This window comes from Peribacillus asahii, from assembly GCF_004006295.1.
In the GTDB taxonomy this organism is placed as follows: Bacteria; Bacillota; Bacilli; order Bacillales; family DSM-1321; genus Peribacillus; species Peribacillus asahii_A.
In genome coordinates this window covers 226,493-238,571 of sequence record NZ_CP026095.1, presented here as the reverse complement: position 1 = coordinate 238,571, position 12,079 = coordinate 226,493, and the positions used below count along the sequence as shown (strand labels likewise).

General features: G+C 40.3%; 11 protein-coding genes and 1 pseudogene. 8 read left to right on the top strand and 4 right to left on the bottom strand.

Going from position 1 to position 12,079, the window contains the following annotated elements; all coding sequences use genetic code 11:
• Nucleotides 1-155: 155 nt before the first annotated feature.
• The 3 genes from BAOM_RS01330 to BAOM_RS01325 form a co-directional block, all read right to left on the bottom strand.
• On the bottom strand, nucleotides 156-2,336 hold the full coding sequence (locus BAOM_RS01330; RefSeq protein WP_306821284.1) for an exosporium glycoprotein BclB-related protein: 2,181 nt from the start codon (nucleotides 2,334-2,336) through the stop codon (nucleotides 156-158).
• Between the two features lie 1,142 nt (nucleotides 2,337-3,478).
• Nucleotides 3,479-3,739, bottom strand: a complete 261-nt coding sequence (locus BAOM_RS24700; RefSeq protein ID WP_180319809.1) for a hypothetical protein — start codon at nucleotides 3,737-3,739, stop codon at nucleotides 3,479-3,481.
• Nucleotides 3,740-3,831: 92 nt separating this feature from the next.
• Nucleotides 3,832-4,872, bottom strand: coding sequence for a hypothetical protein (locus BAOM_RS01325; protein ID WP_218973849.1), 1,041 nt, complete (start codon nucleotides 4,870-4,872; stop codon nucleotides 3,832-3,834).
• A gap of 549 nt (nucleotides 4,873-5,421) precedes the next feature.
• Between BAOM_RS01325 and BAOM_RS01320 the strand changes: the two genes are divergently transcribed.
• Nucleotides 5,422-6,393, top strand: a complete 972-nt coding sequence (locus BAOM_RS01320) for a collagen-like domain-containing protein (protein WP_218973848.1) — start codon at nucleotides 5,422-5,424, stop codon at nucleotides 6,391-6,393.
• 141 nt (nucleotides 6,394-6,534) lie between these two features.
• Here the strand turns inward: BAOM_RS01320 and BAOM_RS01315 are convergent, their stop codons facing one another.
• Nucleotides 6,535-7,173 (bottom strand): spore coat protein, encoded by a 639-nt coding sequence (locus BAOM_RS01315; protein WP_127762398.1) that lies wholly within the window; start codon nucleotides 7,171-7,173, stop codon nucleotides 6,535-6,537.
• A 174-nt stretch (nucleotides 7,174-7,347) separates the two neighbouring features.
• Between BAOM_RS01315 and BAOM_RS01310 the strand changes: the two genes are divergently transcribed.
• The 7 genes and pseudogenes from BAOM_RS01310 to BAOM_RS01285 all read left to right on the top strand — a co-directional run bounded on the left by BAOM_RS01310 (nucleotide 7,348) and on the right by BAOM_RS01285 (nucleotide 12,049).
• Nucleotides 7,348-7,704, top strand: a complete 357-nt coding sequence (locus BAOM_RS01310; protein ID WP_257467550.1) for a YkoP family protein — start codon at nucleotides 7,348-7,350, stop codon at nucleotides 7,702-7,704.
• Complete coding sequence (locus BAOM_RS25415; protein WP_373995313.1) at nucleotides 7,622-7,888, top strand: YkoP family protein; 267 nt, start codon at nucleotides 7,622-7,624, stop codon at nucleotides 7,886-7,888. The genes BAOM_RS01310 and BAOM_RS25415 overlap by 83 nt, the downstream gene beginning before the upstream one ends.
• Nucleotides 7,889-8,457: 569 nt before the next feature.
• Nucleotides 8,458-9,185 (top strand): annotated as a pseudogene (locus BAOM_RS01305) (amino acid ABC transporter ATP-binding protein).
• A gap of 15 nt (nucleotides 9,186-9,200) precedes the next feature.
• On the top strand, nucleotides 9,201-10,013 hold the full coding sequence (locus BAOM_RS01300) for an ABC transporter substrate-binding protein (RefSeq protein WP_127758742.1): 813 nt from the start codon (nucleotides 9,201-9,203) through the stop codon (nucleotides 10,011-10,013).
• 63 nt (nucleotides 10,014-10,076) lie between these two features.
• On the top strand, nucleotides 10,077-10,715 hold the full coding sequence (locus BAOM_RS01295; RefSeq protein WP_127758741.1) for an amino acid ABC transporter permease: 639 nt from the start codon (nucleotides 10,077-10,079) through the stop codon (nucleotides 10,713-10,715).
• Between the two features lie 14 nt (nucleotides 10,716-10,729).
• Entirely contained in the window at nucleotides 10,730-11,380 is a 651-nt protein-coding gene (locus tag BAOM_RS01290) for an amino acid ABC transporter permease (RefSeq protein ID WP_127758740.1), read from the top strand.
• 123 nt (nucleotides 11,381-11,503) lie between these two features.
• Nucleotides 11,504-12,049, top strand: coding sequence for a hypothetical protein (locus BAOM_RS01285; protein ID WP_127758739.1), 546 nt, complete (start codon nucleotides 11,504-11,506; stop codon nucleotides 12,047-12,049).
• The last annotated feature ends 30 nt before the right edge of the window (nucleotides 12,050-12,079 follow it).

Here is a 12,079-nt window from a genome sequence, read left to right as displayed (position 1 = left end):
TAACGATTGTAACACCTGCACTAGAAACATTTGAATAAGACTCATTTATTTAGAAATATTACTAAATCAAAGTATATAAAAAACTTATAAAAAGGAAGGATTACTAAAAAGTAAACCTTCCCAACCTTCAAAAGAATAATAATTCTAATCTTAAATTAACTAATTCCGATACCTGCACTTGCAACTCCAGTAACAACAGATGCCGGACCAGCTGGAGACGTTACAGAAAAGACCATTATTAAACGCTCTCCGGCAGTTACCGGTATATTTACAGTCGAAGTACCACTGCTAATAGTACCAATATTAACTACTCCAGTAAGTGATGGTGCTAATGTTACAACAGCGCCAGGAATTGGGGTGAAAATGTTTGATGTTGAAGTTGAACTCCATACTTGTGCTTGAATTGTTGCTGTTACAGCAGGGTTAAGAGTTACTGCTGCTGTTGTACTAAAGAAGCCAGCTAATGAGGTAATCGTTCCATTTCGAGGGACTGAAAATGCAAGATTCACCAAACCTTGAAGATTTATTGTTCCTGCTCCTAAACTTACATTCGGGATAGATTCTCCAAATCCAATAATAGCCCCGGTATCAACTAGCCCGCCTACAATAGTAGACAGCGCATTTGGAGTACCGGATGCTAGTGGAATTATAGCTCCAGCCCCTGCCGCTCCTGTTGCTCCTGTCGCTCCTGTCGCTCCTGCTACTCCTGCTGCTCCCGTTGCTCCTGCTGCTCCTGTCGCTCCCGTTGCTCCCGTTGCTCCCGTTGCTCCCGTTGCTCCCGTTGCTCCCGTTGCTCCCGTTGCTCCCGTTGGACCTGTGTCTCCTGTTGCTCCTGTTGCTCCCGTTGCTCCTGTGTCTCCTGTTGGACCCGTTGCTCCTGTTGGACCCGTATTTCCTGTGTTGCCCGTTGGACCTGTGTCTCCTGTTGCTCCTGTGTTACCCGTTGGACCTGTGTCTCCTGTTGGGCCTGTGTCTCCTGTTGCTCCTGTGTTACCCGTTGGACCTGTGTCTCCTGTTGGGCCTGTATTTCCTGTTGGACCTGTATTTCCTGTTGGTCCTGTATTTCCTGTTGCCCCTGCTGCTCCTGCTACTCCTGTGTCTCCTGTCGGGCCTGTGTTTCCTGTGTTACCCGTTGGACCTGTGTTTCCTGTTGGACCTGTGTTTCCTGTTGGGCCTGTGTTTCCTGTTGGGCCTGTATTTCCTGTTGGACCTGTATTTCCTGTTGCCCCTGCTGCTCCTGCTACTCCTGTGTCTCCTGTCGGGCCTGTGTTTCCTGTGTTACCCGTTGGACCTGTGTTTCCTGTTGGGCCTGTGTTTCCTGTGTTACCCGTTGGACCCGTGTTTCCTGTATTGCCCGTTGGACCTGTATCTCCTGTTGGGCCTGTGTTTCCTGTGTTACCCGTTGGACCCGTGTTTCCTGTGTTACCCGTTGGACCCGTGTTTCCTGTGTTACCCGTTGGACCCGTGTTTCCTGTATTGCCCGTTGGACCTGTGTTTCCTGTATTGCCCGTTGGACCTGTATCTCCTGTTGGGCCTGTGTTTCCTGTGTTACCCGTTGGGCCTGTGTTTCCTGTGTTACCCGTTGGACCCGTGTTTCCTGTGTTACCCGTTGGACCCGTGTTTCCTGTATTGCCCGTTGGACCTGTGTTTCCTGTATTGCCCGTTGGACCTGTATCTCCTGTTGGGCCTGTGTTTCCTGTGTTACCCGTTGGGCCTGTGTTTCCTGTGTTACCCGTTGGGCCTGTGTTTCCTGTGTTACCCGTTGGGCCTGTGTTTCCTGTGTTACCCGTTGGACCTGTATTTCCTGTGTTACCCGTTGGACCTGTATTTCCTGTGTTACCCGTTGGACCTGTATTTCCTGTGTTACCCGTTGGACCTGTATTTCCTGTGTTACCCGTTGGACCTGTATTTCCTGTGTTACCCGTTGGACCTGTATTTCCTGTGTTACCCGTTGGACCTGTATTTCCTGTGTTACCCGTTGGACCTGTATTTCCTGTGTTACCCGTTGGACCTGTATTTCCTGTGTTACCCGTTGGACCTGTATTTCCTGTGTTACCCGTTGGACCTGTATTTCCTGTGTTACCCGTTGGACCTGTATTTCCTGTGTTACCCGTTGGACCTGTATTTCCTGTGTTACCCGTTGGACCTGTATTTCCTGTGTTACCCGTTGGACCTGTTGGACCCGTTGGACCCGTTGGACCCGTTGGACCCGTGTTACCCGTTGCTCGAACTTTAAATCCATCTATTTCCACTCTTTGATTTACCTTTTGTATTTGCTCAGATTTACATTCACATTTACTATGTCCGCATTTTGAGCATTTTTTATCTTTTCCCAATAGATATCTCACTCCCTTTCATGAACTTAGATATTCTATGAGTTTGAAATTATAAATGTTTGGACAAAAAGCGATAGCCCTCTGTCTATTTTTATTATCTTCTTTTCTTGTTACTAGATAAAATCCTATTTTATATAACTCGACTCTTGTATTTTTAGCAATATCCCTAAAAAGGGCATACATATTACATCTATCAATTGAGAAATTTTTAAATTGCCTATCTTGGGTCTTTCAGCACATCCAAAAGCGTTTTTTTCGATAATGCTTGTTCATATACGACGAACCACATCACCAATTGTTCAAGTGAGTTCCGGTTGTCATTCTTGATGTTGCTACTCTAGATAGTTGTAGGTTCAGAACTTAATACACCAAAAATGTTTAATCCCTTTGTGTGAAAAAAGTTGGTATTCGTCAAATCAAAGTAACTCCTTGCAATAATGGGTATCCAGTTTCGATGTTCCAACGCACATTATAATAGCTCAGAATAGTCACGAAACTCAGGCTGCTATCTGTACAAAGAAGACGAAATGATGTTTTGCTCGACTCAAACTTGTTCCCCAATGTAATAAGACTTTGACATATCCGTTATTGCTCAGATGGCTATCTACGGTAACTGGGTGAAGGTCTGTTGATTTTAGATAAATTGAGATAAAGTCGGAATATTTTAATGCCCAGTCCATCTATAAACTACCGATAAGATGAACCTCTTTTTTATAACAAGTTTCTATTAGCTTTTTACTCGTATACCAACTATCAACTAAGACATAAACCTGTTCATCTTCGCTTATTGGGTATGTGTTGATGAACTCTGATGGCAGGATCATTTTTACTGTAAAAGGAATTCTCATAGATGATATGCTATTAGGATATTTTCATTTAGAAGTTAATAATGATTGTATGCAGCCAAACAGGGACGGTAATAAGAATAAAGCCCAAAGAATATGGTTTGCATCGTTCAACTTACATACAGTGACCTTTTTTATGATCTGTATAACGGATTCATTAAACTTGATTGAGCCGTCGCTCTGATATAGTTAATCAAAATTCTCCAATCATCTAGCTAACTAAAAAGGCCGTCCGAAAGTTTAAACTTTCAGACAGCCTTTTTCACGAAGCCTACTCAGAGAACCGCTTTTCCTCTATTATGGGATACTAAATAGGATTGTGGCAGCTGCACCATCAGCAAGAGCCCCCATACCTATGTCAAGGCCCACAGTAATTAAGGTACCTACAGTGACTGGAATCGATCCAGATGCCACATTAAAACACGCTGGACTTGTCACGGTTGCTGCAAGCGTTGTAGGTGTAAAGGTTGCTCCACAATCTGTACTTATATAAACTGTAGCTGTTGCAGTTGTAATAGTATTATTACGAGTACTAAACACGAGACCTGTAAGATTCATGTTTTGACCAACGACTACAGATTGACGCTCAGGATCCGCGTCAGCGTTTCCGAGTCCGAGGAACTGATTATTAGCAATTGATTGGTCTGTAGCTAAATAGATTGTACTGCCTCCAGCTCCTGTTGCCCCTGTTCCTCCTGTTCCTCCTGTTGCTCCCGTTGCTCCTGTTGCTCCCGTTGCTCCTGTTGGACCTGTTGGACCTGTGTTTCCTGTTGGGCCTGTGTTTCCTGTTGGGCCTGTGTTTCCTGTTGGACCCGTGTTTCCTGTTGGACCTGTGTTTCCTGTCGGACCTGTGTTTCCTGTTGGGCCTGTGTTTCCTGTTGGACCTGTGTTTCCTGTTGGACCTGTGTTTCCTGTTGGGCCTGTGTTTCCTGTTGGACCTGTGTTTCCTGTTGGACCTGTGTTTCCTGTTGGGCCTGTGTTTCCTGTTGGGCCTGTGTTTCCTGTTGGACCTGTGTTTCCTGTTGGGCCTGTGTTTCCTGTTGGACCTGTGTTTCCTGTGTTTCCTGTGTTTCCTGTTGGTTTCCTGTTGGTGTTCCTGTTGGACCTGTTTTTTTTGTGTTTCCTGTTGGACCTGTGTTTCCTGTTGGGCCTGTGTTCCCTGTTGGACCTGTGTTTCCTGTTGGGCCTGTGTTTCCTGTGTTTCCTGTGTTACCCGTTGGACCTGTGTTTCCTGTTGGACCTGTGTTTCCTGTTGGACCTGTGTTTCCTGTTGGGCCTGTGTTTCCTGTTGGACCTGTGTTTCCTGTTGGACCTGTGTTTCCTGTTGGACCTGTGTTTCCTGTTGGACCTGTGTTTCCTGTTGGACCTGTGTTTCCTGTTGGACCTGTGTTTCCTGTTGGACCTGTGTTTCCTGTTGGACCTGTGTTTCCTGTTGGGCCTGTGTTTCCTGTTGGACCTGTGTTTCCTGTTGGGCCTGTGTTCCCTGTTGGACCTGTGTTACCCGTTGGACCTGTTGGACCTGTTGGACCTGTTGGACCTGTTGGACCCGTTGGACCCGTTGGACCTGTCGCTCCTGTTGCTTGAACTTCAGATACATTGATGTTTACTTTTTGCTTTACTTTTTGCGTTTGCTCAACTTTACATTTACATTTACTATGACCGCATTCTGAACATTTTTTATCTTTTCCCACTAGATATCCCACATCCTTTCATGAACTGAGATATTCTATGAGCCTGAAATTATAAATGTTTGGACAAAGACCGATAGCTATCTGCCTATTTTTATTACCTTCTTTTCTTATTACCAAGTCAGATCCTATCTTATGTAAATAAAGTTATCGTGAACGAAACTAGCCCCTTACTCATAATTTCGCAGGTTAATTGGGGTAGATTAAATTACTACACAAATCAAACTAGAGCTACATTCGGAAAGGAGCCAAGATATTTTCGAATAATCCCTAATACAACAAACCCCTTAAGAAAACTGGTGAAAAAATTATGTACTATTGAACAGCTGAAAGTATGTTATAAAGCTAATCCAATAAGATATTGAATTTATCCCCTATTTTTAAGTTTAAGAGTAGATAGATAAAAGTAATTTTAGAGAAAGATCTATTATTATCTATAAATAATATAATTCGTTAAAAAGCGAAATTTTCTATATTTTAGGATACCTGTCCAATCTAATTTATTTTCAATTCATATCCTAATATTAGTTAAGGGAAAGAGGTGAAAATAAATTGGGTAAAGACAAAGATAAACATAAAAAGTGTAAAAAATGCGATCATGATAAATGCAAATGTAAAGATAAAAAATGTAAAGATTGTGGACATAGCAAATGTGAATGTAAAGCTAAGCAAAGTCAACATGTTGATCAAATAGTCAAAGTGACTGTAAATACTGCCACTGGTGCTACTGGTAACACCGGTCCTACTGGTAACACTGGTCCTACTGGTAACACTGGCCCTACTGGTAACACTGGTCCTACTGGTAACACTGGCCCTACTGGTAACACTGGCCCTACTGGTAACACTGGTCCTACTGGTAACACTGGTCCTACTGGTAACACTGGCCCTACTGGTAACACTGGCCCTACCGGTAACACTGGTCCTACTGGTAACACTGGTCCTACTGGTAACACTGGTCCTACTGGTAACACTGGTCCTACTGGTAACACTGGCCCTACCGGTAACACTGGTCCTACTGGTAACACTGGTCCTACTGGTAACACTGGTCCTACTGGTAACACTGGTCCTACTGGTAACACTGGTAACACTGGCGCTACGGGTGCAGCAGTTTCTGGATTTGCCTTCATTTACGATACAACCCAACAATCTGTACCTGCAGCTGGAGCAGTTACTTTTAATACAAACTTCCCTGGCAATACACCTGGATTTGTTACACATGTACCAGGAACAGCTCCTATTACAATTAACCAAGCTGGAACCTATCTCATTACCTGGGAGGTATTCCCTCAACAAGGAACTTCCGCATTCGCATTATCCTCCAATCTAACTGGCCAAATTGCAGGTTCGAATTATGGTTCCGGTTCAGGCGACCAATCATATCCAGGACAAGTGATTACAACTTTAGCGGCAGGAGAAATACTCACTTTAATTAACATCGATGGCGGAACTACTTTAAATAATCAGCCGTCTGGTTCTGGTCCTGCTGTTGTAAGTGCCTCTATTGTCATTCAAAGACTCGCATAACAAAAAAGTAATTAATCAAATGAGTATTGAGAGAGCGGTCACTGGCAGCTCTCTTTTTTATTTGGATATGTTATTATCCAAATAAAAAACCCCAATAGCATGTGTGAGCTATTAGGGTTTGGAAAACATCTATATATCCTATTATTGAAGCTTCTGATTATTCGGCATTTGCGGCATGCCTTGAGCAGTTTCAAACGCATTTAGAAGTTGCTGCATATCTTGCTGTGCAAGTTGTGGTACTTGATAATAATGATGCTTATTTTGATAAATCGAAATTTCATAAGCCATTTCGATACAATTTGGAACACTAGCAGCTATCACTCTGCGCACAACTGGATTTGTTACTTCACAAGCTGCCATCGTCTTCATGGAAGCCATGGACTTCACAGCACCAAGCATTAATCCAGACACACATTCATCCGTAATTTCTGATACAGACTGCATCGGCTTTTTCGGTTGAGTTGGTGTTAAACCATAGATAAAGTCATTATCCTGTGTCATATTATAGCTTTCTGTTCGCTTAGAAGGATCTTGACCTGTTTTAAAACATTCTACTAGCAGATTGTATTCATCTTGGATAAATTGATATTGACGATCAAGAATACTCATTAATTCTTGATCTTTTACATATTGGCGCAATATCATATATTGGCTCAAAGTACCAAGTGTTCCTGTTAACACCTCATGTACATCGAATACTTCGTGACCCCCGTGATTCATTTGCTGCGGTACAGAGCCTGTGTGCATATTTTGGTGCATTTGTCCTTGTTGGTTTTGCATCATTGTACATTCCTCCTCTTTATTGTTAAAAACATAACGGTTTTATTATGTAACAAGAAAGCGGAGATATTCTTAGATGAACCTTCCAATTTTAAATCCCTCTAATTCCCGAAATATTTATCCACCGAATAATGAATACTAAAATCAACAAAGCAAGAAAGGATTTCTGTAGAAATGAGAAATTATCTATTGAATATTTGGAATTTAGTTGACCCAATTTATTATCGTCTTTCCCATTTGAATTACCTTCCAGAGAAAAATATTTTACGTGTCAAACTTACACGTTATAAAGGAAGAAATGTAATCTTATCGGATGGGACCGCAATTAACAAAAATGACCTCTTAATCAAAATCCATTTACACAACGCTGTTTTATTAAAAGAATTAAAAACAAATCAAAAGCGATTTAAGAAGAGGTCGGTTTGTTTTTCAAGCTGTCAGAGAATCTTTGCCAAGTCTAGTTTCATTTGTTCAACAGCATCCTCAAGTAAAACAAATCAAAGGGATTATCGGAATCACTACATTGAATAAAGGAGCCAACCATCTTGGTTTTGAAATTATTCCTATTACAAACTTTTTTTATAAATGGTTTAAATGGGCAAGCTTCTTACCAATCAGCCTCTTATCAAGAACAAACTCTTATAAACATCCTACCCCTCCAAGTTATTTATTTATGTCCAAGGATGGTTTAACTAGTAGATATAAGGGACCATGAATGTTCCCTTCATATTTACTCCTCAAAAAGTTTATAAAAAGTAAATAAACTAATAGCTATACTAGGGAGGGAAAAACTCCATTATGATACGATTCAAACATCCCCCCCTTCATTGTGTTAAGAATACTAATCCTTCAGTACCTTAGATATTTATCATATCTAGAATCAAGACTTAATAAGCTATAACATCCAATGAAGAACTTACTCCTGAATCTATAACTGACATTCAGTCACCCTGCCTCTGTTTGTAAAGCCTTTATCCATTCAAATAAATAATCATGATACACCTATCAATCTATTTTTATTATATTTCCATCAAAAACAATCTACTTCCAATATCGTTATCCAATCATCCTTTTAAAGGTTTTAAGTACATATTTATCCTTTTTATGTATTTAATTACAAATTATTATACTAATATGTTATAATTTAACAAGGATACTTTTAGAAGTTACCTGAACCAAAAGACCTGCATGTATAAATCAACTATTTTCCCAATGAAACTATCATAGTCGATTTAAAACGTGCATCACACATATGTCGTTTAGGTCAAGAGAGGATGGATACATATGATTGTTTTTGATGGAGTCAACAAGTTTTATGGTGACTTTCATGTTTTTAAAAGATATTAATCTCACCATTAACAAAGGTGAAGTAGTCGTCGTCATCGGCCCCTCTGGATCAGGAAAAGCACGATGCTTCGATGTATCAATCGCTTAGAAACGATTTCAGATGGATCATTGACCGTTAACGATATATCTGTAGGAGATAAAAAGACAGATATTAATAAACTACGCCGGAATATCGGGATGGTCTTTCAACACTTTCATTTATACCCTCATAAAACCGTACTTCAAAATATCATGCTTGCTCCAATGAAAGTTCTTGGCCAATCAGAAGCCGAAGCTAAAAAAATCGCTCAAAAATATTTAGAAAAAGTAGGAATCGCCAACAAAGCAAACTCCTATCCCCTCAACTTTCCGGTGGTCAACAACAACGAGTAGCCATCGCGAGAGGATTAGCTATGAATCCCGAAATTATGTTATTTGATGAACCAACCTCAGCCTTAGATCCAGAAATGATCGGCGAGGTTCTTGATGTTATGAAGGCACTTGCACATGAAGGAATGACAATGGTCGTTGTCACACACGAAATGGGCTTTGCTCGTGAAGTTGCTGACCGCATCGTCTTCATGGATGAAGGCCGCATTTTAGAAGAGGCAATACCGGCTGAGTTTTATGCAAACCCTCGCGAAGAGAGAGCTCGCCTATTTCTTAGTCGTATTCTAAATCATTAAATAGGGGGAAATGGTATGAAGAAAAAATGGTTACAAGGATTGCTGCTTTCCATACTAGCAGTCATTTTACTAGCTGGTTGTGGAAAAGAGACATCCACAGAAACAGAAAAAAGCGAGAACGAAACAAAAGACGTGCTTGCTCAAATTAAAGAAAAAGACAAAATTGTGTTTGGTGTAAAGAATGATACACGCCTATTTGGATTAAAGAATCCTAGCACAGGCGAAGTAGAAGGTTTTGATATTGATATCGCTAAAGCACTTGCTGGCGAAATCTTAGGCGATGAAACGAAAGTTGAGTTCAAAGAAGTAACGTCCAAAACGAGAATGCCGCTTTTAAATAATGGTGATATCGATGTCATTGTAGCAACGATGACGATTACAGAAGAGCGTAAAAAAGAAGTTGATTTCACAGATGTTTATTTTGATGCAGGACAATCCCTGCTTGTTAAAAAAGGCAGCAGCATCAAAAGCATCGATGATTTAAAAGGAAAAACAGTAATCGCGGTTAAAGGTTCTACTTCTGCCGTTAATATTCGTGAAAAAGCACCTGATGCAAAAGTTCTTGAATTCGAAAACTATGCAGAAGCTTTTAATGCTTTAAAAGCTGGCCAAGGAGACGCTTTAACAACAGATGATGCGATTCTTTATGGTATGGCTGACGAAGATCCATCGTATGAATTAGTCGGTGGAACTTTCACAGAAGAACCATACGGTATCGCTGTTAAAAAAGGCAATACTGCACTTGTGGACGAGTTAAACAAAGCGCTTAAAGCCCTTAAAGATTCAGGTAAATATGATGAAATCTATAAAAAGTGGATCAAAAAATAATATAGGTTTGATTATCAGGATGAGCATTATGCTCATCCTGATTAATTAGAGGAGTGAATAGCCGTGCTTGATTTTTCCATACTGACAAACAATCTAGACATGTATTTGGAAGGGTTTAAAATTACCATCACGGCAAGTTTGATTGCATTGGTTGCAAGTTTAGTAATTGGTATTTTAATAGCCGTGATACGGATTGTGCCATTTAAGCCTTTAAATGCATTAGGAGCCGCTTATGTCGAATTTATTCGTAATATTCCACTTCTAATCATTGTCTTTTTCTTTTTTCTTGGCTTACGTTTAGATGGTTTAATGGCGGGTACGATTGCCTTATCTATTTATACGTCTTCTTTCATTGCCGAGGCGATTCGGGCAGGTATTTTATCTGTGCCAAAGGGGCAAATGGAGGCCGCTCGTTCTTCAGGTCTCAGCTATGTCCAAGCGATGCGTTTGATTATTTTACCTCAAGCGTTCAAAATCGTTATACCTCCACTTGGAAACCAGTTTATTAATCTTGTCAAAAACTCTTCTATTCTATCAGTCGTTGCGGGTCTTGATCTGATGTACCAAGGTGACTTAATTTCTTCCAGAACATTTGTTGTATTTGATGTTTACATATTCGTAGCAATATTTTACTTACTACTTACCATTCCTCTAAGTCTTGGCGTCGGGTATCTAGAAAAACGCCTAGCTAAGAGTAATTGAGGGGAGGTACTATTATGGATTTTATTAATGCATACTCACCAGACCATCTTACCTTCCTATTAGAAGGATTTTGGGTAACACTTAAAGTCGCGTTCATCTCTATCATTTTAAGCTTCATTATCGGTGGAATTTTCGGTATTCTACGATATGCAAAAATACCTGTTATTTCACAAATAGTCGCTGTTATCGTAGAAACAATAAGAAACTTACCTCTGCTGTTAATTATTTTCTTTACGTACTTTGCACTACCTGAGGTCGGTCTCAAACTAGAAATTATTCCTGCTGCAATTGTTGCCTTAACTGTATTTGAATCAGCGATGATTGCTGAGGTAATTCGAAGCGGATTGAACTCAATCGAAAAAGGACAAATGGAAGCTGCTCGTTCATCAGGCTTAAGCTATGTACAAGCTTTACGATATATCATTTTACCGCAAGCCTTACGTCGAATGGTTCCTCCTATGGTGAGTCAATTTATTTCTTTATTAAAGGATACTTCACTGGCAGTTGTCATTTCCTTACCAGAACTCATGCACCACGGTCAAATTATTTATGCACAAAATATTAACTATTTTGTCCCAATTCTACTGCTTGTAGCCATTATGTATTTTGTTGTGAACTACACACTATCTATCCTTGCTCGGCGATTAGAATTAAAACAAGGTTAAAAGAAAACGAGGCGTGATGATCACGCCTCGTTTTCTTATCGTCCTTCCCCCACTTTAGTAGTCGACAAATTACTATGATGGTAAAATCTACATAAAATATATTATTGCTCAAGGAGGATTGCTTTGAACTTTATAGGATGGATTATTGTTGCCTGCGAAATTGCGTTTTGGATTGTCATTATTCTCGGGTTAGTGACGCGTTATATAGTAAAGAAGCCAAAACTAGGATTTTTACTATTAGCCCTAACACCTGTCATTGATATGATTTTATTAATTGTCACGGGGCTAGATTTATATAATGGAGCTACTGCCACAGCTGTTCACGGCATTGCGGCCATTTATATCGGTGTCTCTATTGCATTTGGAAAAAGCATGATTCAATGGGCAGATGAACGCTTTCAATATTATGTGACAAAACAAGGACCAAAACCGATAAAGCACTCTGGCTACGACTATGCTAAACAGTATTTAAAAAGTTGGTTTCACCATGTGTTAGCTTATTTCATTGGTGTCGGCCTATTATTTGCACTTATTTATATTATCGACCACGCTAGTCGAACTGAAGCATTAATGGGGACGTTCAAAGTTTGGTCTCTCGTCTTAGCTATTGACTTTATTATTTGTTGCAGCTATTTTATTTGGCCGAGGAAGGAAAAAGGTGTGAACTAAAAGAACCTATTATGCTGAATTAAGACTAGA